This window comes from Amycolatopsis albidoflavus (genome assembly GCF_039525725.1).
GTDB classification, from domain to species: Bacteria; Actinomycetota; Actinomycetes; order Mycobacteriales; family Pseudonocardiaceae; genus Amycolatopsis; species Amycolatopsis albidoflava.
Genome location: NZ_BAAAHV010000012.1, coordinates 705,635 through 731,263, shown reverse-complemented (window position 1 = coordinate 731,263; position 25,629 = coordinate 705,635). Strand labels below are relative to the sequence as shown.

Here is a 25,629-nt window from a genome sequence, read left to right as displayed (position 1 = left end):
AGACTCCTCACACTGGTCCAACTCTGTACCGGGGTGGTACGTTCGGTGTTGGTTGAGACTAGAACGCGTTCTAAGGATGGGTCAATGGCGGTTACCCGGCGCTCGCCGCCGACCGAACGCGTCGTGCGGCTGCTGGATTATTTCGCGGCCCGGCCGGGGCAGCGGTTCGGGCTGTCCGCGCTCGCGCGCGAACTGGGCCTGAGCAAGCCGACCTGCCTCGGCATCCTGACCGAGCTGACCGCGAGCGGCTACGTGGTCCGCGATCCCCGGTCGACGACCTATCGCCTGGGACCGGCGATGATCGCGGCCGGCCGCGCGGCCTCCGAGGGTTTCGGCGCCAGCGAAATCGCCCGCACCCACCTGGAAGAACTCAGCGCCCGGTACCAGGCGACGTGCACCGCGTCGGCCGTGGTCGACGGGCGCATCCTGATGCTGCAGAGCGCCGGGCCGGGCAAGGTGCGGCTCGGCGAGACGTACCCGTTCGCGCCGCCGGTCGGGCTGATGTACGTGCTGTGGGACGCCGAATCCGCCTTCGACGCCTGGCTCGCGACGCCGCCCGCGGTGCCGGTGCGGCTGGACGAGGCGTACCTGCGGCGCGTGGTCGCCGAGTGCCGGGAACACGGGTATCTGGTGGAAAGCCTGACGTCGGCGGGCCGTCGGCTCTACACGCTGATGGCAGGCGTGGCGGCGGGCGATCTCCCGCCCGAGGTGCGGGGACTGGTCGGCGAACTGGTGTCGAGCCTGGGGGAGCGGGTGTACCTCGGCGCGGATCTCGAGCCGCGGAAGAAACACGCGGTGAGCCTGCTCGCCGCCCCGACTTTCGACGCGTCGGGGCGGCAGGAGCTGGTGCTGACGCTCTCGGTCGGCGAGCCGATCACCGGTGCGGAGATCGCTCGCCGAGGCGCGGCGCTGGCCGCGATCGCGGATGCCGTCACAGCGGAGGCTGGCGGGCACCGCCCTGGCTGAGCCGCACGTCCGTGAGGGGAACCCTGAGGGACTCTGATTCCCGCAGGGTTCCCCTCACGGACTGCGGAAAGGCGCCGAACGGCTCCGTTGACCGCTCCGGTCAGGCGGGCTGGCCCCACATGTTCGCCGTCAGCTTCCACCCCGGCTGGTCCTTCATCGACACCAGCGTCTCGTACAGCCGCTCATACCCCGTGCTGCTGATCCGCCAGGCGCCGTCCTCGCGCCGGTAGGTGTCCTCGTAGTACGCGGCTCCCTCGATCACCACGCGGTGCTCGGCGACGATCACCTTGTCCTGGAACATCCATCGCCCGGTCGCGGTGTCGCCGTCGATCTCGATTTCCGGGTGGCCGGCGAAGTGCATCGTCGTGATTCCGGGGCCGACGGTGGTGCGCAGGAATTCCATGAGCGCGTCGCGGTTGTCGAAGTTCAGCGGTTCGCCGTAGGAGGGCGTGCCGTAGTGCACGCGCGCGTCGGCGGTCAGCGTCTCCGCCATCTCGTCCCAGCGCTTCAGGTCGAGGCACCGGAGGTAGCGGAATTTCACGCGGCGGATTTCTTCGAGTGCGGCCAGATCCATGCGCTCAGCGTCCTCCGCCGCTTGACCCAGCGCAAGAACCTGTTCTACTTTTCTGTCCTCGAACCCCGGAAGGGCGGATCCGATGGCGACCCAGGCACCCCCGGCCTACGAGCTGAGCCACCTCGGTGCGCTCGAAGCCGAAGCCGTGCATGTCTTCCGCGAGGTCGCGGCGACCTTCGAGCGGCCGGTGCTGCTGTTCTCCGGCGGGAAAGACTCGATGGTGATGCTGCACGTCGCGGCGAAAGCGTTCTGGCCCGCGCCGCTGCCGTTCCCGGTCATGCACGTCGACACCGGGCACAACTTCGACGAAGTGATCCGGTTCCGCGACGAGATCGTCGAGCGCTACGGGTTGCGGATGGTGGTCGCGAGCGTCCAGGACGACATCGACGCGGGCCGGACCGTCGAAGACCCCAAGGCGGGCCGGAACCGGCTCCAGACGGCGACCTTGCTGCGCGGCATTCGCGAGAACGGCTTCGACGCGGTGTTCGGCGGCGCGCGGCGCGACGAGGAGAAGGCCCGGGCCAAGGAGCGCGTGTTCAGCTTCCGCGACGAATTCGGGCAATGGGATCCGCGGCGGCAGCGTCCGGAACTGTGGAATCTGTACAACGGCAGGCATCGCAAGGGCGAGCACATCCGGGTGTTCCCGTTGTCGAACTGGACCGAGCTGGACATCTGGCAGTACGTCGAAGCAGAAGACGTGACCTTGCCGTCGCTGTACTACGCGCACCGGCGGCCGGTGGTCCAGCGGGACGGGATGCTGCTCGCGGACACCCGGTTCCTGACCGTCGGAGAGGGCGAAGTGCCTTATCCGGCAACGGTTCGCTTCCGCACGATCGGGGACGCGACCTGCACCGGCTGCGTCGAGTCGACCGCTTCCTCGCCCGCGGAAGTGGTGGCCGAGGTCGCCGCGACGCGGGTCACCGAACGCGGCGCGACCCGGGCCGACGACCGGATTTCCGAGGCGGGGATGGAAGACCGCAAGAAGGAAGGCTACTTCTGATGGGCGCCGGGGACCGGGTCACGACGGTGCGGCTCGCCACCGCGGGCAGCGTGGACGACGGGAAATCGACCCTGATCGGGCGGTTGCTGTTCGATTCGAAGACGGTGTTCACCGACCAGCTCGAAGCGATCGAGCGCACCAGCCGGGACCGGGGCGACGCGTATCCGGACCTCGCGCTGCTGACCGACGGCCTGCGCGCGGAACGCGAACAGGGCATCACCATCGATGTCGCGCACCGGTATTTCGCCACGCCCAAGCGGAAGTTCATCATCGCCGACACCCCGGGACACGTGCAGTACACCCGGAACATGGTCACCGGAGCGTCCACTTCGGACGTCGCGCTGATCCTGGTCGACGCGCGCAAGGGCGTGCTCGAACAGTCGCGCCGGCACGCGTTCCTCGCCAGCCTGCTGGGCATCCGGCACCTGGTGGTGTGCGTGAACAAAATGGACCTGGTCGACTGGTCGCAGGAACGGTTCGAGGAAATCCGCGAGGACTTCCGCCGGTTCGCGATGAAATTGCAAACCCCTGATCTGACTTTTGTGCCGATGTCCGCGCTGCACGGCGACAACGTGGTGCACCGGGGCGCGAGCATGCCGTGGTACGAGGGCACTTCGCTGTTGCACCACCTCGAACAGGTGCACGTCGCTTCGGATCGCAACCTCGTCGACGCGCGTTTTCCGGTGCAATACGTGATTCGCGAACACAGCCGGGACTTCCGCGGTTACGCCGGAACGGTGGCCGGAGGCGTGTTCAAGCCAGGCGACGAGGTGACGGTGCTGCCGTCGGGGTTCACCACGACCGTCCGCGCGATCTGGGGTCCCGGCGGAGTCGAGGTGCCGGAGGCGTTCGCCTCGCTGGCGGTCACCATCGAACTCGCCGACGAACTGGACCTCAGCCGCGGCGACCTGATCTGCCGCCCGGGCAACCGCCCGTATGTCGGCCAGGACGTCGACGCCATGGTGTGCTGGTTCTCCGAACAGGCCGCGCTCGCTCCGGGCGCGAACTATCTGGTCCGGCACACCACCCGCGAGACCAGGGCCGAGGTCCGCGCGCTCGACTACCGGCTGGACGTCACCACCCTGCACCGCGACGAGGCCGCGGAATCGTTGTCGCTGAACGAGATCGGCCGGATCCGGCTGCGCACGCGACAGCCGCTGCTGTTCGACCCCTACCTCCGCAACAAGCCGACCGGCGGCTTCCTCCTGGTCGACGAACATTCCGGGGACACCGTCGCGGCGGGCATGATCACCGGCCCGAGCGCGACGGCGCCGAACGTGGTCTGGCATCCGGCGGCGGTGTCGCGGGACGAACGCGCGACCCGCGGCCGCACCGTCTGGCTCACCGGGCTGTCCGCCTCGGGCAAGTCGAGCGTGGCGGTGGAGCTGGAGCGCCGGCTGGTCGCCTCGGGCCGCCCCGCCTACCTGCTGGACGGGGACAACCTCCGGCACGGCCTCAACGGCGACCTCGGGTTCGCCCCGGAACAGCGGGCCGAGAACATCCGCCGCGTCGCGGAGGTCGCCAAGCTGTTCGCCGACGCCGGAGTGGTGGCGGTCGTGTCGTTGATCAGCCCGTATCAGGCTGACCGCGAACTCGCGCGGGCCGTGCACGAAACCGCGGGTTTGCCGTTTCTGGAAGTCTTCGTCGACACCCCGCTCGAAGTGTGCGAGGACCGCGATCCGAAGGGCATGTACGCCAAGGCGCGCTCAGGCGAGATCACCGGATTCACCGGAGTGGACGCGCCGTACGAACGGCCCGCGTCGCCGGATCTCGTGCTGCGCCCGGAAAACGGTGACCCGGTGGCGATGGCCGCATTGGTTCTCGCCGCGCTCGACTGACCTCCGGGCGGCGCAGGATCCATTCGTACGGCTGGGCTAATTCGCGCTGCGACCGGTTTTCCGCCGAGAGTCGATCGGGCAGGCGTGCCAGTTTCTTCGGGTAACGACCTTTGACGGTGCGTCGCGGGCGCTGCGACTCTGGAGTTCTGCCTCCGGCGGCTGCCCGCCGGATGCTGAGGTCTCGGTCGAGCCGGGTAATTCGTTGCCCGGTCCGGCGTCATCCGCATTTCGGCAATGGTGCTGGGAGTGTCAGGCGTGGATGTCACTTTCTTCGAACAGGCTTTGCAACGCGAAATCCGGCCGGGATCCTTTACGGTCGAAATCGGCGACAGCAAGCTGCCGGTCGCCCCGCAGCCGCTGGAATGGTGGAAGCGGGAACCCGGAGCCGAGCCGCCGGTCGGCTCCGACGTGCTCGACTGGGTGCGGGACGGCTACGTCCTCGACATCGGCTGCGCGACCGGCCGTGACCTGGAGATTCTCGCCGCTCGCGGGGTAGCCGGGCACGGGATCGAGCTGATCCCGGCCGCGGTGGCGATGGCGAAGGACGCGGGTGTTTCCTGTGTGCGGGCGGATGTTTTCTCCTACACGCCGCCGCGACCCGTGGACACGGTGCTCGCGGTCGGCGGAAATGGCGGAATGGCGGCAAGGCTCGCCGCGCTGCCGGAATTCCTGCTTCGCTTGTCCTCGTGGCTGAACGAAACCGGCCGCATTGTGTTCACCAGTACGGATTGGCGCAAACTTCCGCCCGGAACATTCAACACCCGCGAACTCCCGGACGGCGGATACCGCGGAGACATCCGGATGCGGCTGTGGCTCGAGGGCGAGGCAGGCCCGTGGTTCCCGTGGCTGTTCGTCGATCCCGACGCGCTGGAAAAGGCGTGCTCCGAAGCGGGGCTGCGGATCACCGCCCGCAAGGAATGGCAGGGCGGGATCGCCTACGCGGCGCTGCTCGAACGGGCCGTTTCCGCCTGACCACAGGCCTGCGCCCCCGAATTTCCCTGGTCCTCAGGGAAAAGCAGAATGAAAGGAAGTTCCCGCATGAACGAAATCGTGCTGCCCACGGCCGCCGAACTGGAAGCCGACCTAGCGGGCGTCCGCTCGGAAAAGATCTCGACCTTCCAGTCCCCGTTCGCCGAGGGCGTGGCCGAGAGCAGCGAACTCTGCGGCTGCTGACCGGGGTCGGGCTGGCGGTGCGCGCCGCCAGCCCGATCGGCGCGGAAGAAACGAGGCGAGGATGACCCAGCAGGCGGCCGCGGACCCGGGCCCGGCCAAGGTGGTGTTCGACGGAACGCACCGGAGCCGGCGGCCGGAGGAGACGTGGGAGTGGATCAAGCCGAAACTGCCGCGGCTCGGCATCACCAGGGTCGCCGACGTCACCTGGCTCGACGAAATCGGGATCCCGGTGTTTCAAGCGATGCGGCCGAACGCGCTGACCCTCTCGGTTTCCCAGGGCAAGGGTGTGAGCGCCGCGCTCGCCCGGGTGTCCGGAGTGATGGAGGGCGTCGAGCTCTGGCACGCGGAACATCCGCTGGCATTCCCGAGCGAGACGGCCGCGGTCGGCGAGGCGGAACGGTTCATCGGATACCGCGTCGACGAACTCGCCCTCGCCGCCCGGCATTACCTCAATCCGGACACGCGCTTGGCTTGGCGGACGGCGCGGCGGGTCGAGGGCGGCGGCACGTCGCTGGTGCCGGTCGAGCTGATCACGCTCGACTTCCGGTTCGACGAGCGCTGGCTCCCGCCGCTGTTCCGGATCAGCAGCAACGGCCTGGCCAGCGGGAACACCCTGGACGAAGCGTTGCTGCACGGGATGTACGAGGTGGTCGAACGCGACTCGATGGCGCGCCGGGCCGCCGGGGAACAGTCGTTGCTGGTCCACCCGGAAACCGTCGACAACGCCGGGCTGGCGGTGCTGCTGGAGAAATACCGGGCGGCGAAGGTGCACGTCCAGATGAGCTTCCTGCCGAATCCGTTCGGCATCCCCGCTTTCGACGTCCTCATCTGGAGCGACGCGTTCCCCGCGACCTTCACCGGTTCCGGCGCTCATCTGGACGCGGCGGTCGCGTTGTCGCGCGCGCTCACCGAAGCCGCGCAGTCCCGCGCGACAGCGATCGCCGGGGCGCGCGACGACATCGGCAAGGCGCCGTACCGGGAGGCGCGCGTCTTCGGTGTCCGGCGTTCGTCGGATTCGCCGCCCTTCACCGCGCAGGACGGCCCGGCGATTCCGTTCGCCGACATCGAATCCGCTCCGCTGGCCACCTTGGCCGGTGAAGTGCGGGACGTCGCCGCGCGAGTCGAGCGGGTGACCGGGCACGCCCCGCTGTACGTCGACCTGACCCAGCCGGACCTCGCGGTCCCGGTGGCGCACGTCGTCTGCCCGGGAACCTCCTTCCAACACCATTGACCCAGAACGGACGCCCCATGCCCCGTCGTATTCTTTTCGCCGGTCCGAGCCTGCCGGACGCCGCCGAGCTGGCGCGGGGCTCGGACCTCGAGGTGCTGCCGCCGGTGGCCGCGGGCGATCTGCCCCGGCTGTCGCTGGCCGCCGGGGACGCGGTCGGCATCGTCGACGGCTACTTCCACCAGGTCGGCACGGTGCGGCACAAGGAAATCCTGGCGCTGCTGAGCGAAGGGGTGCGGGTGCTCGGCGCGGCCAGCATGGGCGCGCTCCGGGCCGCCGAACTGGACGTCTTCGGCATGGAGGGCATCGGCCGGATCTACGCGGACTACCGCGACGGCAGGCTTGAAGCGGACGACGAGGTGACCCTGCTGCACAGCACGCGGGAAGAGAACTACCGGCCGCTCTCGGAGCCCTTGGTATGCATGCGCGCGACCTTCTCCCAAGCGGTGGCGGCCGGGGTGTGCGACAGCGAGACCGTCGCCCGGCTGGTCGCTGTCCTGGCCTGCTGGCCCTTCGGCCGACGGTCCTACGGCGGACTCGCGGCGGCCGGCCGGGAAGCGGGAATCGACCCGAAGCTCGCCCGGGAGATCGGCCGGTACTGCGTCGCGCATCGGCTGGACCCCAAGCGTTCGGACGCGATCCTGCTGGTGGACGCGTTGCGGCGAGAACGGCCGACCCGGCTCGACCCGCCGGCGGTGAACCGGACTTCCTTTCTTTATCTGTGGCAAACGGCGGCGCTGGGGCTGGAGATCGGGGACTCGCCGCACCAGGGCGACCTCGGCGCGCTGCGGGCCTGTCAGCTGTTCGCCGCCGACTATCCGGAGTTTCACCGAAAGGTGATTTTCCGTGCGCTGGCGGCGAAGTGCGCCGACGAATGCGGCACGGAGCCAGGGGCTGACGACGCCGAGGTCGCATTGCGGCACGGCGAACACCGGGGCCTGTACCGGCTTCCCGCCGAGCCGGGGCGGCTGGGGTTTCTCGCGGCGCAATGGCTGACCCCGGCGGAGCAGGAAACCCTCGCCCCGGCGGAGCGGCTCCGCACGTTCCTCGTGCGCAGTTTCCGGGTGAATCCGGGTCTGACGTGGGAGGAACTGCCGCTTCGGGAACTGCGCGAGAAGCCGTCGTGGGAGGACGCGCGGCGGCTCGTGCGGCTGGCGTGGGAGGTCAACGACCGGGTGTTCGCCGAGGGACAGGACCGGGACGTCAACGACCTGGCGCACGAGAAGATCCTCGACCTGTTCGCCGGGCGGTGGGGAGTCGCCAGGGCGGAGCTGGAACTGGCGGCGATGGACCGCGGGCTGGAGTCGCTGGACAGCCTGGTGATGGCGGGCCGGGCGTTCTATCTGCTCGCGCGGTACAACCCGGACCTGGTCCGGCTCGCCGTCGAGGCGGCTGAGGCCCCGGCGGCGAGCCGGCTCCGCGCGGAGGTCTAGCTAGCGCGACAGGGCGAGGCACCGGATCCCGAAGCGGTCTCCGTAATTGTTGAAATAGGACACCAGACTGAACCCTTTGGCGACCCAGGCCGGATTCTGCCAGCGGCAGGCGGCGTGGAAGTCGATGGGGACCGACGTTCCGTGCCCGACGCACCGCCAGGACGCGACATTGTCGCCGACGCTCGCGTCGGAATAGCCGAGGGAGTTGCAGTATTGGTTGACCGCGATTCCGCCGACGTCGGCGTACGCGGACGGATTGGCCCAGCACCGGCCGCCGTTGTTGGTCACGGTGAATCCGGCCCGCACGAGGTCGGAGAATTGCCACCGGCAGGCGGCTGTCAGCGGCACCGCCGTGTCGATTTTGTGGTTCCCGATGCAGAACCAGACGTCGGCGCGCCGCGTGACGTCCGCGAACCCGTTCGCTTGGCAGAACTCGCGGAGCAGCATGCCGCCGAGGTCGCCGACGGTCGCGGGCGAGGCGGTCTTGGCAGGTGCCGCGGGGGCGGCGGATGCGGCGGGGGAAATGAGCAGGAATGCGAGCAATGCGCCGCCCGCCGCGGCCAACAGCGATCTGAACCGTGATTTTCTCATCGGAAATCCGTCCGTCTCTGTCCGGAATTATCGCTTTGTGGTGCGCCTCGCGAAGCGGTCCGGGTATCGTTGCGCGCGGGGACGGGTGAGCACAATCAGCCTATGAGCGTAAGGCGTGGCGTCATTTGCGCTATGCGCCGGAGACGTCGGCGATGATCCGGCGCGCGAGCGCGGCCGAGGAACCGGGGTTCTGGCCGGTGTAGAGGCCGCGGTCGACAACGACGTGAGACTTCAGCGGAAGTCCGGCGGTGTAGTCCGCGCCTGCCTCCTTCAACCGGTCTTCCAGCAGCCATTTGGCTTTCCACGCGAACGGGTTGAACCGTTCCTCGACGTTGGAAAGCCCGGTCATCCGGTACCCGGCGAACGGCCACGTCCCGTCCGGGTTCTTCGCGGCCAGCGCGGCGGCGGGCGCGTGGCACAGCAGCGCGAGCGGCCGGGCCGACGAGAGCCGTTTGGTCAGCAACGCACCGGAAACCGGGTCGACGGCGAGGTCTTCCATCGGACCGTGGCCGCCGGAGTAGAAGACGACGCCGAACTCGTCCGGGTCCACTTCGGACAGATCAGCGGGCTGGGCCAGCACGGGGGAGAGGCGGTCGAGTTCGGCCTTGAGTTTCTTGGCGGTGCGCGGAAGAACGCCGCCTTTGACGCCGAGGCTGAGGTTGTCGACCACGGGCTGCTTGCCGCCGGGGGTGGCGACGGTGACGTCCCAGCCCGCTTCGGTGAACAGCGTGTAGGGGACGACGAACTCCTCGGCCCAGAATCCGGTCGGGTGCTCGGCGCCGTCTTTCAGCGTCCAGACCCGGGCGGCGGACAGCACCTGCAGAACCTTGGTCATCGCGAAACTCCTTGCTGGGGAACCGAGTACGGGACCGGCAGGTGGAGCGCGAGCTGCCCCTCGGCGAGCACGTCGAACCGGACCGGGCGAGTCGGCTTGAGCGAGCGCAGGTCGTCGCTCATCCGGCCCTGGCCGAGGCGTAGGTCGACGGTGCGCGGGAAAGACGCGCTGCCGGACGACAGGGCGTTGGTCTGGCTGAACGTCGAGTGCCAGGCGCCGTTGATCGTCGTGTACGAGGTGAGGGTCGAAACGCGTTCGCCGCTGGGGTGCCTGGTCTGCGCGGGGGTGGGCGCGGACAGCGTCAGATCCGTGCCGCCGTCGTCGTTGGCGACGCGTGCGGTGGTGCGGTCGGCGTCGATGTCGACGTCCAGTTCGGTGACCCACTTCGGGAAGCCGTAGCCGTCGTGGCCGCGGACCTGCGCGATGGCGGTGTTGACCGGCAGCGACAGGACGAACGTGTCGAGGTGGTCGTTTTTCAGTGCGGCGAGCAGGTCGACGAACCCGAGCTTGCCGTGCCGCGCGGGCCGGACCGCGACGCCGACCGCGGCCTCGGTGTAGAAGTCGATGTCGCACACGTCGTAGCGGAAGAACATCACCGATACCAGGCCCAGGCCGGGCGCGACCTCCAGCGGGGCCAGTTCCTCCGGCAGCCGGGCGCGGATCGCGCGGGAACGGGCGAGCATGGTGAGGCGGGCGGAGGACATCCGGTAGTAGAAGTTCGGCGTCAGGGTGGGGCCGATCGGCGATTCGGCCCTCGTCTTCGGCAGGCCGCGGAAGAACTCGACGCCGCTGACACGGGAGTCGCGGGCCACCTCGTCGAGGTCGGTGTCCATCCGGTAGCGGTCGAACAGGCCGCCCTCGGGCACGGTGACGAGGCGACCGCCCAGGTCGACGTCCACGGTTCCGGTCGATGCCATCAGGGTCGCTCCCGTCGCGTCATGTGTGCAGTGCTTACATGACGGTAAGCCTCGATGTGAGCACTGTCAACACCGGGGTCGTCACTCACCCGCCCGGGCGGCGAACACCGCGGCGAAGGACGAGCGGACCTGCTTGGCGACGTCGTCGGGGGAGTCGCTGGCGAGCTTGCCGTCGAGGTGCAGGCTGGCCAGCCCGTGCACCATTCCCCAGCCCGCGATGGTGATGGCGGCCAGGTCGGCTTCGGGGAACACGGCGGCGACGGCGCGCGCGAGCGTTTCGTGCACCGCGGCGGCGGCCTGGACGCGGTCGTCGTTCGTGTCGTCGCAGGCGTTGCCGAACATGAGCCGGAACAACGCCGGGCGGCGCAGGGCGAAGTCGACATACGCGACGCCCAGTTCGGCCAGTTCGGCGACTGTGGCCGGCATCGCGTCGCCCTGGATCAGGTCTTCGTTCAGGTCGCGCAGGCCTTGGGCGGCCAGGGCGGACTCCAGGGCGTCGCGGTCGGCGAAGTGCCGGTAGGGGGCGGTCGGCGAGACGCCTGCTTTCCGTGCGACGGCCCGCAGGGAGAACTGCTCGCCCTGTTCGAGCATCTCCATCGCGGTCGTCAGCAGGGTTGCCCGCAGATCGCCGTGGTGGTAGCCGTCCTTCGTGGAAGTTGACACCGCTTACATCGCCTCCTACTCTCATGTGAGCACTGCAAACATACCGCACGGATCGAAGGAATCATGACTGCCTCGCCCCTGTTCGCGCCGTTCGCGCCCGCCCACGGGCCGGCGCTGGCCAACCGGCTCGTCAAAGCGGCCATGGAGGAGAACATGGCCGGCCCCGGGCAGGTGCCCGGCGAGCCGATCCGCCGCCTGTACCGCCGCTGGAGCGCGGGCGGCGCCGGGCTGCTCGTCACCGGCAACGTGATGGTGCACGCCGAAGCGATGACCGGGCCGGCTGGCATCGTCCTGGACGAGCGGTCGCCGCTGGAGCCGTTCCGCGCCTGGGCGGACGCGGCCAAGAGCGGCGGCGCGCGCGTGTGGATGCAGATCAACCACCCCGGCCGCCAGGTGCTGGCGAACCTGCCCGGCGTCGCGTGGGGCCCGTCGGAGGTCAAAGTGGACCTCGGCAAGCAGAGCAAGCGGTTCGCTCGGCCGGCCGCGATGACGTCTGACCACATTGGACAGACGGTCGCGCGCTTCGCCGAAACCGCGCGCCGTGCCGAGGAAGCCGGGTTCGACGGCGTCGAGATCCACGCCGCGCACGGGTATCTGCTGTCGCAGTTCCTTTCGCCGCTGGTCAACACGCGCACCGACGAGTGGGGCGGCAGTTTGGCCAACCGCGCGCGGTTGCTGCTCGACATCGTGCGCGCCGTGCGTGCTGGGGTGTCGTCGGATTTCACTGTCGCGGTGAAGCTGAACTCGGCCGATTTTCAGCGCGGCGGATTCGATGCCGCGGATGCTGGCCGGGTCATCGAAATGCTGGCACCGCTCGGCGTCGACGTGGTCGAACTGTCCGGCGGCAGCTACGAAAGCCCGGCGATGTCGGGCCGGTCCGCCGACGAGCGCACGTTGGCGAGGGAGGCGTACTTCTTGACGCTGGCGGAAGAACTCGCCCGGACCAGCCCGCTGCCGTTGATGCTGACCGGCGGCATCGTCCGGCGGTCGGTCGCCGAGCAGGTGCTGGCGGGCGGTATCGACCTGGCTGGGATGGGGACCGCGCTCGCGGTGGATCCGGACCTGCCGAAGAAGTGGCTGCACGGCGAGGACGCCGTTGTGGAGCTCGAGCCGGTGGCGATCAAGGACAAAGCGCTGGCGTCCGCGGCGGGGATGGCCCGGGTGCGCCGCCAGCTGCGGCGGCTGGGCGCGGGTCGTGCGCCGCGGTTGCGGACGAATCCGAAGCTGGCGCTGGTGAAGGAAACCGTTCTGCAGCAAGGTGCCTTGCGTCGCTACCGTGGCTGGCTGAACGCCCGGGGCGTCAGCAAGACGGTTTCGGCACCGCAGACGTGACCGCCTTGTTCCAGACCGTCGCAGTGGACCCGTCGGCCCTGATCTCCACGACCGGGAACGGCTTCTCCACCGGGTTGCCGTACTGTGCCTGATCCGGGCTGAACTGGATGGTGCCGCTCGCCCCGTGGACGGCGTTCTGGCAGCGCATTTCCTCGATGAACCCGATCTGCGACAGGGGCGCGCGCACGACCGTGTCGGCGTTGCCGTTCGCGGCGCGGCGGGCGGCGGTCACGGCGACCATCACGGCGTCGTGGGTGAGGATGCCTTCGCCGCTGCCCAGGTCGGCGACGGAGAAGCTCAGCGGGGCGGCGCCGTCGTCCGCGCGGACCGGCTGGCCGTCGCAGGCGCCGGGTTTGCCGGTGAAGACCGCCTGGAAAGTGTTGTAGGCGGCCTGTTCCGCGGAGCCGTTGCACGGACCCCATTCGTCGGGGCTCGCCAGCGAGGTGAACAGCACCCGGACGTGGCCGCCGCGGACGGCGTCGCGGAGGCTGGCCTCGTTGATCGCGGAGCCGCCGTCGTCACCGGTGACGACCGTCAGTTTCCCGTTCACGCACGGGGTGTTCCCCTGCGTCCAGGACTGCACGAACGGCCCGAGATCGGTGCCGCGGCCGGTGAAGTAGACGACCGTCGGCGCGACCGAGCAGAGATTCTGGTCCAGATAAGCGAATTGGGTGAGCAGCGGGTCGCTGCGCGAGACGTCGGCGGGCAGTGCGCCCGGCGACGTGAACGGGAACCGGTGCGCGGCGGGCATTTCCTTGACGGCCATCGCGCCGAGCGTCTGGGTGTAGTCGTCGCCGGGGATGTTGTCCTGCACGATCGCGACCCGCGACGGATCCGGCTCGATGCTCGCGATGTAGCGGGCGGCGGCCGCCACGGAGTGGGTGTTCGTGGGCGAGGTGCGGAAGAAACCGGTGTTGAGCTTGCCCTCCGGAGTCAGGTTCATGGTGTCGCCGGTGACCGTCGCGCCGATCACCGGAAGACGGGCCTGGCCGGTCAGTTTCGCCGCCGCCGCGCGGGTGTTGTCCAGGCTCTGCCCGAGCCCGAGCACCGCGACCACGTGCTGGGCGGCCGCGTGCTCGGAGATCTTGTCCGCGGCCTCGGACCAGCTCGCGTACTGGCTGCCCATGCTGGCCAGGAACAGCTTCACCTTCGGCACGCTGCCCTGGAACGCGGCGGTGTGGTTGGCTCGCCACACGCCCGCGATCGCGCCCTCGATGTCGGGATACAGGTCGGGGTAGAGCCTGGTGTCGACGCCCTCGTTCGGCGACATGTCCTGGAACAGCACCACCGACACGTAGTTGCCGGTCACGGCTTCGTTGTTGGCCCGGATCGTCTTTTCCAGGTCCCGCATGTGCTCGGGTTCGTCCCTCCGGAACTGCGAGCTGTCCAGGTTGATGCCGACGCACGCGTCGCTCGCGTCCGCGAACATGCCTGCCCCGCATCGGGCGAACAGCGGGGGCACGAGGAAGCCCGCGGCGACCAGGACGACCACCGTCAGGGTGGCGAAGCCGGTGGCCAGCACCGGCCGGCGCAGCACCCAGTTGGCCAGCTTCGGAAACTTCTCGGTGAACCAGCGCAGGATTCTTTTCATGGTGCTCATCGCGCTCCTGTCGCAGAAGTGGCGGCTTACCGGCTGTCGAATCGTTCGGCGGCGTCGATGAGCGCGTCCGTGTCCACCCGGGCCGAATAGTTGCCGGCCAGCCGCAGGAGGCTCTGGCGGATCCGCTGATCCCGCGCCGGGTCCGGCAGGGTGTGCGCGTCGTGGTACAGCCAGAGCAGGGCCGCGATGCAGCTGATCGCGGCTTCGGCCGATTCCCGCCCCGGCCGCGCGTCCGGCACGAGCCGCGCGACGATGTCGTCGACCGGCTCGAGCGCGGGCCACCGGCACGGGGCGGCGGTCACCTGGTCCAGGAGCCTGACCCAGTCCGGGTGCTCGAGCTCGGCGAACTGCCCCACCAGCTCCCCGACTGCCTTTTCGAAGTTGTCGCAGGCGAGGTGGTAGTACAACCGCCGGGCCAGGTCCGCGTCGCCGCTCGGCCCGGCGCACGTGGCCGCCATCGCGCTGAACACGTCGGCCCACGTCGTCGTCACGGCGTGCCGGTCGGAGGCGCTCTGCGCGTGCAGGCCCGCCATCAGGCAAGCGAGCAGCCACGGATGCAGGACCGCGGGATGCTCCTGCCCGGGGGCGGCGACCGGCCACAGTCGCGAAGGGCGGGCGGCGAAGGTGCTGACCCAGAGATTTTCGCGCAGTGCGCTCAGGATCTGGTTGGCGCCGGGAAAGGCGACGGGGCTCAACCTGGCCCCCTGCCCGGGCTGTCGGAGCTGGGCCGCCACCGCGACCGCCTGCGGAATGACGACGTGCAGTGCGTCCGCCAGCAGCGGCCTCGGCAGGTAGGACTTCAGCGCGCGTTCCCACAGCGTGGTTCCGTTGTGCTGCTGGAACAGCAACGAGCGCGCGAGCAGCGCGGTGTCTGCCGGCAGTTCGGTGACCCAGCGGCCGATCTCCTGCGCGGCGGCGGGCAGGCTGCCGGAGAGCCGCTCGACGAACTTGGCGAAGACGGCCGGTTCCCAGCCGTCTGGAGTGGTCGGGGCGAGTTCGCGAAGCACTTCGGGGCCGGGCGGGTCCAGCCAGACGGGATACCAGGCCCGGGCCGAGCCCGCTTGGCCGGCGGCCAGATGCTGGGTCCACTGCTTGAAATCGGCCTGGGACAGCAGGGGGATCGGGCGCTTGTCCGGGCGATCCGCTTTCGTCCGCCACGGTTCCCGCCACCAATGGCCCCAATCGGCCGACCATCGGTCCATCGCCGCGACGACCAGCAGCGGATCGCGCTTGGGCAACCGATTCTGCCGTGCGCTCACGAAGGCAGTGAGGAATGCGCGGCCGGCGGGCGTGGCGTCGACGTTGTCGATCAACAAGGCCCAGGCGTGCTCGTGCGGGCCGTGCTGTCCGTGCGGGGTCAGGCAGCGGCATCGCCGTACCGGCGTCGTCCACTGGTCGGCGCTGCGCGACAAATCGGTCAGGAACGCGTTCATCACGTGCGGGAGCGGATCCGAACTGCGCTGGCTCAGCGCGATTAGCGAGTCGATCGCGCCGGTTCCCTCGAGCAATCCGCTGAACCATCTCAGCGCCTGCCGCACGCTTCGCCGTCGTCGGTTCGCGAGACGCAGCAGGGCGCCGATTCCGCTGCTGACCGCTTGCCGGACCGCGGGTCCCGGCACCTGCGCCCCGATCCCGGACAGCGACAGGGCGAACTGGACCGCCGCGCCGGCCAGGTCCGCGACCCGCTCGTCGTCCTCCTGGCGAAGGTAGCTTCCGACGAGCTGAAGCACGTACTCGCGGGCGGCGTCGCTGTCCGGCGGCAGGGTTTCGTTCAGTGCCAGCAAGGAAAGCCCGACGCGGTGGAAGGTCGGGTCGCGCGGCAGATTGTCCCAGTGCCGCGCCAGCAGGAAGGAAACGCAGGCGACGGCGGAAATCGGATCGGCGACGCGGGCGTCCCGGAAATCGAGCCGGGCGTGCACGAGCGTGCCGCCGCAGGCTTTGGCGATCGCCTTCAGCGCGGTGCTCTTGCCCGCGCCCTTCGGCCCGAGCAGTGCGACCACGGGCTCCGGTGCGGTCGTTCCCTCCGCTGGTCGCCGGAATGCCTGCCGGACAAAGAGTTCTGCGGCAGTGATCACGGGAGGTTCCCCCAGGTCTCGGACGCGCTGTTCGGCTCGCGGTGCGAAGGCACGGCAGACGGTGTATCGGTTCAGATGTGGGCCGTGTCACAGGTATCGCGGCGGTTCACTCAGAAGTGTGGCCATCCTGGCCGGACGCGCAAGAGACTGTCCGGAGGTGTTCCGGTGGCTGGAACAAAGGCTGTGGGCGTCGGCGTGCCACGATCGGGCGAAGCCTCGGGAGCGGCGCGTTCGCGGGCGCATTTTTGTCTGGGCGGCTCCTTAAAGTGCGGTTCATGGCAAAGGACGAGCGCGAACAAGCGCGAAGGGTGCTGAGCTTCGCGCTCGACGTGGCGATGCAGATGTTCAGGCAGGGACTCGAAACGGCGGTGATCGTGCGCACGGTGCGCGGGCTGGCGCTCGCGGGCGGCGTCGAGGACCTGCGGATTTCGGTGGGAGTACGGGCAATTCACCTCCAATACTGCCCCGGCGGCGAGGCGGAACCGCTGGTTTTGTTCGGGAGCGTGCAGGCGAACGACGCGCGCGACATCGGCCGGATGGGAGACCTGGAGGCGCTCGCGGTCCGCGCGGGCGCCGCTACGATTTCGCCCGCCGAGGCCGAGCGCGACGCCGGAATCCTCGCTCAGGCCGGGCCGACGTGGCCGTGGTACGTGAGTTTGCTCGGCGGGTGCCTGCTCGCGGCGATGATTTGCCTGCAGGCGAACGGGACTGTGCTGGCCGCGGTGGTGTCGGCCGGGTTGTTCGTCTTCGCCAACCGCGTGGGATGGGTGCTGAGCACGGTCGGCATCGCGGAGTTCTTCCAGGTCGCGGCGAAGGCGAGCACGGTGCTGGTCGTCGCGATTTCGTTGCTGTCGCTCGGTGTGCTCACCGGGCATGAAGCAGCGAGCCTCGCGGCGGCGAATCTCGTGCTGTTGCTGCCGATCCTGTCGTTGGTGTCGCTGGTGGAGGACGCGGTCGGCGATTTCCATCTGATGGCCGCCGCGCGGATCGTGACGGTGCTGCTGCTGACCGGCGCGATCGCGACCGGGGTGATGGTCGTGGTGTCGGTGGCGAACGACCTCGACATCCTCGGCGAGGCCAGCCGCGTTTCGCTGGCCGCGCTCCCGCTGGCCCTGGTGCCGGTGACGGCGCTGGCCGGTTCGCTGGGAAACGCGATCCTGATGGGCACCCCGGCGCGGTGGTGGCTGCTCGCCTGCGGGGCTGGACTCGTGACGTCACTGGTGAACTGGACGGGACGATCGGTGCTCGGCCTGTCCGCTCCGGTGTCGATTTTCCTTGCCACGACGGTGCTGGGCATCCTCGCCGGTGCGGCCACCCGGATCTTGCAGGTGCCGACCGCGGTGGTCACGATCCCCGGTCTCACGGGTGCCGTGCTGCCGGGACCGGCGATGTATCTGAGCCTGTCTCAGGTCTTTGCCCGCGTCCCGGGTTCTTGGGACGCGGTAGCGGAGGCAATCGTGTCCACCGCGGCGATCGGTGTCGGCGTGGTGCTCGGCTTGCAACTCGCCACGCAGCGACGGCCGGTGGCGAGGTCGCCTGGGGAGCGTCGCCAGGAAGGGGTCGATCTCGGTATTTGAGGGGAGGGGAATTCGGCTGGGTGAAGGGAGATCGGCGGGGCGCATGTAGCGGCGCATTGACTGCTGAGAGGAGGGGCGTTTGGTGTTGGCGTGGTGCCCGGGTTGCAAATGGCGGTGTTGCGCCGACCGATCGTGGGACCGGAGGGTGCGGGACGGCAAGAATTCGGCTGAGGAAAGGGAGATCCCCGCGCTGTTCAGCGGGGTGCGCCAGCGGCGGCCCACGGGTTGTGGGGAGGTCGTGACGGATGCGGCCGTGCCGTTGCGGGCGATCGCTGTTGGCGTGGTGCTCGGCTTGCAGCTCGCGGCGCTGCGGCGGTCGGTGGTGTGGTCGCCTGGGGAGCGTCGCCGGGAAGGGGTCGATCTCGGTATTTGAGGGGAGGGGGTGGCGGCATTTCGGTTGAGGAAAAGGAGACCTCCCACTGATCTGCTGAGAGCGCGTACGGGGAGGCCATGGGTTGCGGCAAGGAGGTGGCGGAAGCGGTCGTGTCGCCAGGGGCGATCGGTGTCGGTGTGGCGCTCGGCTTGCAGCCCGCGGCGTCGAGCCGACAGGTGGCGCGGATGCCAGGCGAGCACAGCCCCGAGCCGGTCGATCTCGGCGCCCCAAGGAAGGGGTGGCCAGATTCCGGCTGAGGAAACGGAGATCCCCGCGCCGATCAGCCAGGTGCGCGAGCGGCGGCCCACTATCTAGGGGGTGGCAGTGATCCGGTTGGTGCGTAATGTCGGACTGGTCATGCCGCACATCTAGCCCTGGGGGGCCGTTGAGCGAGTCTGAACGCAACCTGGTCGCCGCATTGCGTACGTCGCTGAAGGAGAATCATCGGCTCAAAGACGAGAACCGGCGGCTGCTCGGCGCGTCCGCGGCTGCGGGAGCGGGAGCGGAACCGGTCGCGGTCGTCGGTGCTGGTTGCCGGCTGCCGGGCGGGGTAGAGACGCCGGAACAGTTGTGGCGGCTTCTCTCCGACGGCGGCGACGCGATCGGCGGGTTCCCGGACGACCGGGGCTGGGACGTCGAGCGGCTTTACGATCCCAAAGGGGTCCGGCCGGGGTCGATTTCCGTGCGGGAGGGCGGGTTTCTGGCCGGTGCGGGGGACTTCGACGCCGGGCTCTTCGGGATCAGCCCCCGCGACGCCTTGCTGATGGACCCGCAGTTGCGGCTCCTGCTCGAAACCGGCTGGGAATCGCTGGAGCGGGCCGGGATTCCGCCGCGTTCGCTGGGCGGCAGCCGGACCGGCGTGTTCACCGGCGTGATGTACCACGACTATCCGGGCAGTTTCGCCGCGTCCGGGATGGTGTCCGGCCGGGTCGCCTACACGTTCGGGTTGCAGGGGCCGGCGATCACGGTGGACACCGCGTGTTCGTCGTCGCTGGTCACCGTGCATCTCGCGGCGCAGGCGCTGCGTGCGGGGGAGTGCGAACTCGCGCTCGCGGGCGGGGCGACGGTGATGTCGACGCCGCGCACGTTCGTCGAGTTCAGCAAGGACGGCACGTTGTCCCGCGGCGCGCGCTGCCGGAGCTTTGCCGAATCCGCGGACGGAACGGCGTGGTCCGAAGGCTGTGTAATGCTGGTGCTGCAACGGCTTTCCGACGCGCGCCGGTCCGGTCGCCCGATCCTGGCGGTGCTTCGCGGCAGCGCGGTCAACTCCGACGGCGCGTCGAACGGCATTACAGCGCCGAACGGTCCGGCGCAGCGCCGGGTGATCCGGCAGGCGCTGGCGTCGGCCCGGCTGTCCGCGGCGCAGATCGACGTCGTGGAGGCGCACGGGACGGCGACGCCGCTCGGCGATCCCATTGAGGCACAGGCGCTCCTGGCCACTTACGGCGCGGACCGGGGCGGCGCGGATCCGTTGCGGCTCGGGTCGTTGAAGTCCAATCTCGGGCACACCCAGGCGGCGTCCGGCGTCGCCGGGCTGCTGAAACTGGGCCTCGCGTTGCGGCACGAGCTGCTCCCGAAGACCTTGCACGTGGACGCGCCCAGCAGCCGGATCGAGTGGTCCGCCGGTGCGGTCGAACTGCTGACCGAGGCGACGCCGTGGCCGCGCGGGTCTCGGCCGCGGCGCGGGGCGGTCTCGAGTTTCGGGTTGAGCGGGACGAACGCTCACGTCGTGGTGGAGGAAGCTCCGGCACCCGCCGAACCCGTGGCGAGCGACGGGGTAGCGGTGCCGGTCGTGCTCAGCGGGCGCGATCCGGCGGCCCTGCGGGCGCAGGCGGAACGGCTGGCCGAGCGGCTGCGCGACGAGCCGGATCTCCGTCCGGCGGACGTCGCCTGGACGCTCGCGACCGGGCGCACGCACTTGGAGCATCGCGCGACAGTCGTCGCGCGCGATCGGGAAGAACTGCTCGCTGGGTTGGCTGATCCGGCTGCCGGAGTGGCGCGCGGTGAGAGCAAAGTGGTGCGCGGCGAGGGGCCGGTGGCGTTCCTGTTCTCCGGTGCCGGGTCGCAGCGGACGGGCATGGGCGAGGAACTGGCCGCCGCGTATCCGGTGTTCGCGAGCGCTTATGCCGCCGCTTGCGCGGAACTCGACCGGCATCTGGACCGTCCGCTGCGGGAGGCGATCGGCGGGCCGCTCGACGAGTTCCGGTACAGCCAAGCGGGATTGTTCGCGATCGAGGTCGCGTTGTTCCGGCTGGCCGAATCGTGGCAACTGCTCCCGGACGTCCTTTGTGGACACTCCGGCGGCGAGCTGGCGGCCGCGCATTGTGCGGGAGTGCTGACGCTCGCGGACGCGGCGGAGCTGGTCGTCGCGCGGGCGACGCTGATGCAGGCGCAGCCGCGCGGCGCGGTGGCGGCGATTGAGGCTGATCCGGAGGAATTCGCCGGGGAAGCGGTCGATGTCGCTGCGGTCAACGGTCCGCGAACGGTCGTCATCGCCGGGGAGGAAGCGGCGGTGCTGGCCGTCGTCGACCGGTTCTCCGCCGAGGGGCGGCGCACCAAACGGCTGGCGCTCTCGGTGGCCTGCCATTCGCGGCTGATGGACCCGGTGCTCGAACCGTTCCGCGCGATCGCCGCGCGGGTCACCTGCGCCACACCGGAACTGCCGATCGTCTCCACGGTGACCGGCGAGCCGATCGAATCCTTCGACGCCGACTACTGGGTGCGCAACATCCGCAACCCGGTCCGGTTCGGCGATGCGGTCCGCACGTTGGAGAGCCAAAGCGTCACCCGGTTTTTCGAACTCGGCGCGGACGGGCCGCTCACCGCGCTGCTGCCGGACGCGCCGCTGGCCGTCGCCGCGTTGCGTCGCGATGTTCCTGAGGACGTCGCCATCGCCGAGGCGATCGGGGCGCTGCACGCCGACGGCGTCTCCCTGGACTGGGCGGCGGTTCTCGCGCCGCGCGCAGCGGGGTTCGCGGACTTGCCGACCTACCCGTTCCAGCGGGAACGCTACTGGCTGTCCGCTTCGGACGAGACGGGAGACCTGTCCGCGACCGGGCTCGAAGCCGCGGGCCACCCGCTGCTGGGAGCCGCGGTCCCGCTCGCCGAGGGTGACGGATTCCTGCTGCACGGCCGTATTTCGACCGCCGCGCAGCCTTGGCTGAACGGACACGCTGTCGGCGGCTCCGTGTTGTTTCCGGGCACTGGCTTCCTCGAACTCGCCCTGCGTGCCGGTGAAGAGGCGGGGGCCACGCGGGTTCGCGAGCTGACCGTGCACGCGCCGCTGGTTCTCGACGGCGACGGGGTTCGGGTTCAGGTCCGCGTCGGCGGGGCAGATGAAGCCGGGGTGCGGCCGTTGAGCATTCACGCGCAGACCGGCGACGCGCCTTGGGTGCGGCACGCCGACGGTGCGCTGGCTCCGGCTGGACCGGTGCCCGCGACCGGCGCGGATTGGCCGCCTGCCGGGGCCGAGGAGATTGATCTCGACGGGATGTATGAGCTTCTCGCCGAACGCGGCGTCGAGTACGGGCCGTTGTTCCGGGGCCTGAAGACCGCTTGGCGGCGCGGGGACGAGGTGTTCGCCGAAGTCGCCCTGCCGGAGTCCGCGGTGCTGGACGCCGCCGAGTTCGGCCTGCATCCGGGGCTTGCCGATTCGGCGCTGCACGCTGTCGGCCTCGGCATGGCTGCCGATGCGGGGACGCTGCTGCCATACTCGTGGTCCGAAGCGGACTTGTGGTCGGCTGGCAGCTCTGAGCTTCGAGTACACGTGAAACCGCTGGGGGAGAAGACGGTTTCGTTGTCCTTTTCGGACCGCTCGGGCAATCCGGTGGCCACGATCGGCTCTCTGACGTTGCGTCCGGTCTCCGGCGTACGGCGTGCTCCCCGTTCCGGGACGTTGCTCCGTCCGGAATGGACCGAGTGCGTCCTTCCGCGCAGGAAAGCGGACGACGTCCAGACTTTGGTGGTATCTCCAGGAGCCGACGCTGCCTCGGCACAACACGAGGTCCACCGGATTCTCGTCGCGTTGCGCACGGCGCTCGCCGGCGACCGGCGGATCGTGGTGAGCACTCGCCACGCGGCGGGGCTGCCCGGCGAACCGGTGGACCTGGCCGGGGCGGCGGTCGCCGGATTGGTCCGCTCCGCGCAGAACGAGCATCCGGGCCGCATCGTGCACCTGGACACGGACGCGCCGCCGTCCGACGACTTGATCGCCACCACCCTCGAACCGGCCGTCGTCGTGCGTGGCGATCGGACTCTGACCCCGCGCCTGGTCGCTGTCGAACCCGCCGAGAGCGCGGAATGGGGACCCGGCCCGGTGCTGATCACCGGCGGGACCGGGCAGCTGGGCCGGTTGGCGGCCGAACACCTGGTGCGCCGCCACGGCGTCCGGAAGCTGGTGCTGGCGAGCCGGACCGGACGGGGCGGGGACGGCCTGACCGCCGAACTGGCCGCGCTCGGTGCGGAGGCCGAGGTGGCGGTCTGCGACCTCGCCGACCGATCCGCCGTCGCCGCGCTGCTGACCGCACACCCGGTCACCGCGATCGTGCACGCGGCGGGAGTGCTGGCCGACGGGATGCTCACCTCGCTGACCGCGGACCAGGTCGACGCGGTGTTCGAGGCCAAAGCCACGGCCGCGTGGAACCTGCACGAACTGGCCGGGGACGTCGAGAGGTTCGTCCTGTTCTCGTCCGCGGCAGGCCTCCTCGGCGCGCCCGGCCAGGCGAATTACGCGGCGGCGAACGCGTTCCTCGACGCGCTCGCCCAGCACCGCCGCAGTCTCGGCTTGCCCGCGCAGTCACTGGCCTGGGGGCTGTGGAACTCCGGCGAACGCACTGGCGGCCTCACCGCCGAAGCAGGCTTGGCTCTCTTCGACGCGGCCCTCGCCGACCCGGCGCCGGTACTGGCCCCGCTGCGGCTCGACGCGTGGCGCGGCGACGACGTCCCTCCGCTGCTCCGCGGACACGTGCGGACGACCCGGCGCACCGGCGGTTCGGCCGCGGGCAGGCTGCGCCGCACTCCGCCGACCGAACGCAGGGAACGGCTGGAGGAACTGGTCGGCACGCAGGTCGCGGCGGTGCTCGGCCACGGCGAGGCCCTCGAACCCGGCCGTGCCCTGCCGGACCTCGGGTTCGACTCGCTCACCGCGGTCCAAGTGCGGAACCGGCTCGCCGAGCTGACCGGCCTGACCCTCGGCGCGACCCTGGTGTTCGACCATCCCACCGTCGCGGACCTGGCGGAATTCCTGAACGAGTCCTTTTCGGACACCCCGAAAGAGGCCGCTGCTCCGGCGCCAGGGGATCCGGTCGCGCGGCTGTTCGCCGAGGCGGTGGCGGCGGGCCGGGTGCCGGAAGGCGTCGCTCTGCTCGGCGCCGCGGCGAACCTGCGCCCGTCGTTCCGCGAACCGACCACGCGATCTCGGCCGGTACGGCTGGCTGAGGGGCCGCGACGTCCGGTGCTGCTGTGCGTGCCCTCGCCCGCCGCGATGACCGGTGCTGTCCAATATGGACGCTTGGCCGCACCCTTCCGCGACGACCGGCGCGTCTCGGTGCTCTCGCTGCCCGGCTTCACCGCGGACGAGCCGCTTCCGGCCGACCTCGCCACGGTCGTCGCGGTTCTCGCCGATCAGGCCCGCGAAGCAGCCGAGGGCGAGCCCTTCGCGTTGCTGGGGTATTCGTCCGGCGGGCTGCTGGCCGAAGCCGTCGCCGCGGAACTGGCCCGCACCGGGCGTGCTCCGGCGGGTCTGTGCCTGCTGGACACCTACGAGATCGGCGGCCCGGGCGAGAACGCCGTCCACGCGATGGCCGGGGAGGTGCTGACCCGCCAGGACGACGGCGGATTCGACCGGGCGCAACTGACCGCCATGGGCCGCTACCTCGACCTTCTCGCCACAGCGGGACCGCCGGACCTCCAGGTCCCCACGGTGCTGCTGCGTTCCGCCCGCAGCTTCGGCGACCTGGCCGGGCCGGAGTGGCAGACGACCTGGTCGCGGGCCGACCGCGTGGAAACCGTGCCCGGGGACCATTTCAGCCTCGTCGCCGAGGACGCGCAGAGCACGGCGTCGGCCGTCGAGGCGTGGCTGGGCTCCGTAGCAGAACCGATCGTGGAAACCGTTGCCGGACTTGGGAGTTCGTCGTGAATACTGAAGTGTGCCCGTACCCGTTCGCACCGTCGGCGCTGGCGGTCGACGCCCGGTACGCGGAAATGCGCGAGCAGCCGGGGATGAGCCGGGTGCGGTTGCCCTACGGCGGCGAGGCCTGGCTGGCGACGCGGTACGAGGACGTGCGGGCGGTGCTGGTGGACCGCAGGCTGATGCGCAGCCTGACCGTCGGGAAGGACGCGCCGCGCGGGACCGAGGCGATCGAGAGCGAAAGCTCGATCATCACGATGGACCCGCCGATGCATTCCCGGCTGCGCCGGCTTGTCGCGGCCGCGTTCACCCCGAAACGGGTGGAAACGCTGCGTCCGCGCGTCCAGGAAATCACCGACGGCCTGATCGACCGGATGATCCAGCAGGGTCCGCCGGTCGATCTGGTGTCGTCGTTCTCGATCCCGCTGCCGATCACCGCGCTGTGCGAGCTTCTCGGGGTGCCGCAGGAGGATCGCGAGAAGGTGCACACCTGGACCGACACCATGCTGATGCTCAGCGGCGACGGCTCGGACCACACCGCGATCATGACCGCGCAGCGCGAACTGTGGGGTTACATCGCCGGTCTGGTCGCGGAACGCCGGGAGACCCCGACCGACGACCTGATCGGCGCGCTGGTGCGGGCCCGCGACGACGAGGGCCGGCTGACCGAGGGCGAGCTGATCGACCTGTCCGGCGGAATCCTGGCCGTCGGGCACGAGACGACCGCGAACCACATCTCCAACCTGCTCTACACCCTGCTGGCGAACCCGGACCAGCTGGCCCGCCTGCGCTCGGATCCCAGCCTGATGCCGTCGGCGGTCGAGGAACTGCTGCGGTTCGTCCCGCTCAGCGCGAGCGCCAGTTTTGCGCACATCGCCAGCGAGGACGTCGAAATCGGCGGCCAGCTGATCCGCAAGGGCGAAGCGGTGTTCGCCGACGTCGACGGCGCCAACCGCGACGCGACGGTGTTCGAGTGCCCGGAGGACCTGAACCTGGCCCGCCCGCGCAACCACCACGTCGGCTTCGGCCACGGCCCGCACCACTGCCTCGGTGCCCAGATGGCGCGACTGGAACTGCAGGTCGCGCTGGGCACCCTGCTGGCCCGGTTCCCGGATCTGGCGCTGGCGGTGGACGCGGCCGAGGTGCCGTGGCTGAGCGCGCGGCGGCAGCGGGGGCCGGAGCGGCTGGAGCTGACGTGGACCGAGGCGTTGCCCGCGCAGTAACGCCCTAGCAAAGGTCCGTGAGGGGAACCCTGAGGGAATCAGAGTCCCTCAGGGTTCCCCTCACGGACCTTCCCGGCGCTGGGCCGATCAGGCGGTCGAGCGCG

General features: G+C 70.0%; 18 protein-coding genes and 1 pseudogene. 12 read left to right on the top strand and 7 right to left on the bottom strand.

Annotated features, from left to right (window positions below; all coding sequences use genetic code 11):
- Positions 1-84 precede the first annotated feature (84 nt).
- Positions 85-966: a helix-turn-helix domain-containing protein gene (locus tag ABD156_RS21625; RefSeq protein ID WP_344276387.1), complete on the top strand. Its 882-nt coding sequence runs from the start codon at positions 85-87 to the stop codon at positions 964-966.
- A 100-nt stretch (positions 967-1,066) separates the two neighbouring features.
- Here the strand turns inward: ABD156_RS21625 and ABD156_RS21620 are convergent, their stop codons facing one another.
- Positions 1,067-1,540, bottom strand: coding sequence for a nuclear transport factor 2 family protein (locus ABD156_RS21620; protein ID WP_344276384.1), 474 nt, complete (start codon positions 1,538-1,540; stop codon positions 1,067-1,069).
- 82 nt (positions 1,541-1,622) lie between these two features.
- Here ABD156_RS21620 and cysD point away from each other — a divergent pair, with 82 nt between their 5' ends.
- From cysD to ABD156_RS21590, 6 genes are all read left to right on the top strand, one after another.
- Positions 1,623-2,540, top strand: coding sequence for a sulfate adenylyltransferase subunit CysD (gene cysD, locus ABD156_RS21615; protein WP_344276382.1), 918 nt, complete (start codon positions 1,623-1,625; stop codon positions 2,538-2,540).
- Positions 2,540-4,378 (top strand): adenylyl-sulfate kinase, encoded by a 1,839-nt coding sequence (cysC, locus tag ABD156_RS21610; protein WP_344276380.1) that lies wholly within the window; start codon positions 2,540-2,542, stop codon positions 4,376-4,378. The genes cysD and cysC overlap by 1 nt, the downstream gene beginning before the upstream one ends.
- A 255-nt stretch (positions 4,379-4,633) precedes the next feature.
- Positions 4,634-5,350: a class I SAM-dependent methyltransferase gene (locus ABD156_RS21605; protein ID WP_344276377.1), complete on the top strand. Its 717-nt coding sequence runs from the start codon at positions 4,634-4,636 to the stop codon at positions 5,348-5,350.
- A gap of 66 nt (positions 5,351-5,416) precedes the next feature.
- The gene (locus tag ABD156_RS21600; protein ID WP_344276375.1) at positions 5,417-5,551 is read left to right on the top strand and encodes a hypothetical protein; all 135 of its coding nucleotides are present in this window, start codon (positions 5,417-5,419) and stop codon (positions 5,549-5,551) included.
- Between the two features lie 61 nt (positions 5,552-5,612).
- Positions 5,613-6,782, top strand: a complete 1,170-nt coding sequence (locus ABD156_RS21595) for a YcaO-like family protein (RefSeq protein WP_344276372.1) — start codon at positions 5,613-5,615, stop codon at positions 6,780-6,782.
- Positions 6,783-6,799: 17 nt separating this feature from the next.
- Positions 6,800-8,212: a TfuA-like protein gene (locus ABD156_RS21590; protein WP_344276369.1), complete on the top strand. Its 1,413-nt coding sequence runs from the start codon at positions 6,800-6,802 to the stop codon at positions 8,210-8,212.
- On the opposite strand, the gene ABD156_RS21585 is transcribed toward ABD156_RS21590, so the two are convergent.
- From ABD156_RS21585 to ABD156_RS21570, 4 genes are all read right to left on the bottom strand, one after another.
- Positions 8,213-8,803, bottom strand: coding sequence for a hypothetical protein (locus ABD156_RS21585; protein ID WP_344276366.1), 591 nt, complete (start codon positions 8,801-8,803; stop codon positions 8,213-8,215).
- 130 nt (positions 8,804-8,933) lie between these two features.
- Positions 8,934-9,638: a type 1 glutamine amidotransferase domain-containing protein gene (locus ABD156_RS21580; RefSeq protein WP_344276363.1), complete on the bottom strand. Its 705-nt coding sequence runs from the start codon at positions 9,636-9,638 to the stop codon at positions 8,934-8,936.
- A complete protein-coding gene (locus ABD156_RS21575; RefSeq protein WP_344276360.1) occupies positions 9,635-10,555 on the bottom strand; it encodes an acetoacetate decarboxylase family protein in 921 nt (306 codons plus the stop codon). The genes ABD156_RS21580 and ABD156_RS21575 overlap by 4 nt, the downstream gene beginning before the upstream one ends.
- 81 nt (positions 10,556-10,636) lie before the next feature.
- The gene (locus tag ABD156_RS21570) at positions 10,637-11,218 is read right to left on the bottom strand and encodes a TetR/AcrR family transcriptional regulator (protein WP_344276357.1); all 582 of its coding nucleotides are present in this window, start codon (positions 11,216-11,218) and stop codon (positions 10,637-10,639) included.
- Between the two features lie 63 nt (positions 11,219-11,281).
- On the opposite strand from ABD156_RS21570, the gene ABD156_RS21565 reads away from it, so the two are divergent.
- Positions 11,282-12,550 carry an NADH:flavin oxidoreductase/NADH oxidase family protein gene (locus ABD156_RS21565; RefSeq protein WP_344276354.1) on the top strand — a complete coding sequence of 423 codons (1,269 nt, stop codon included), beginning with the start codon at positions 11,282-11,284 and terminating at the stop codon, positions 12,548-12,550.
- Here the strand turns inward: ABD156_RS21565 and ABD156_RS21560 are convergent.
- A complete protein-coding gene (locus ABD156_RS21560) occupies positions 12,519-14,150 on the bottom strand; it encodes an ABC transporter substrate-binding protein (protein ID WP_344276351.1) in 1,632 nt (543 codons plus the stop codon). The two genes, ABD156_RS21565 and ABD156_RS21560, sit on opposite strands and share 32 nt — an antisense overlap.
- A 26-nt stretch (positions 14,151-14,176) precedes the next feature.
- Complete coding sequence (locus ABD156_RS21555; RefSeq protein ID WP_344276348.1) at positions 14,177-16,225, bottom strand: P-loop NTPase family protein; 2,049 nt, start codon at positions 16,223-16,225, stop codon at positions 14,177-14,179.
- A gap of 275 nt (positions 16,226-16,500) precedes the next feature.
- Between ABD156_RS21555 and ABD156_RS21550 the strand changes: the two genes are divergently transcribed.
- The 4 genes and pseudogenes from ABD156_RS21550 (at position 16,501) to ABD156_RS21535 (ending at position 25,525) form a co-directional block, all read left to right on the top strand.
- Positions 16,501-17,802, top strand: coding sequence for a threonine/serine exporter family protein (locus ABD156_RS21550; protein WP_344276345.1), 1,302 nt, complete (start codon positions 16,501-16,503; stop codon positions 17,800-17,802).
- A 238-nt stretch (positions 17,803-18,040) separates the two neighbouring features.
- Positions 18,041-18,175 carry a hypothetical protein gene (locus ABD156_RS21545; protein WP_344276342.1) on the top strand — a complete coding sequence of 45 codons (135 nt, stop codon included), beginning with the start codon at positions 18,041-18,043 and terminating at the stop codon, positions 18,173-18,175.
- 385 nt (positions 18,176-18,560) lie between these two features.
- Positions 18,561-24,311 (top strand): annotated as a pseudogene (locus ABD156_RS21540) (SDR family NAD(P)-dependent oxidoreductase); the annotation flags it as partial.
- A complete protein-coding gene (locus tag ABD156_RS21535; protein WP_344276337.1) occupies positions 24,308-25,525 on the top strand; it encodes a cytochrome P450 in 1,218 nt (405 codons plus the stop codon). The pseudogene ABD156_RS21540 and the gene ABD156_RS21535, both read left to right, overlap by 4 nt.
- Positions 25,526-25,629 lie beyond the last annotated feature (104 nt).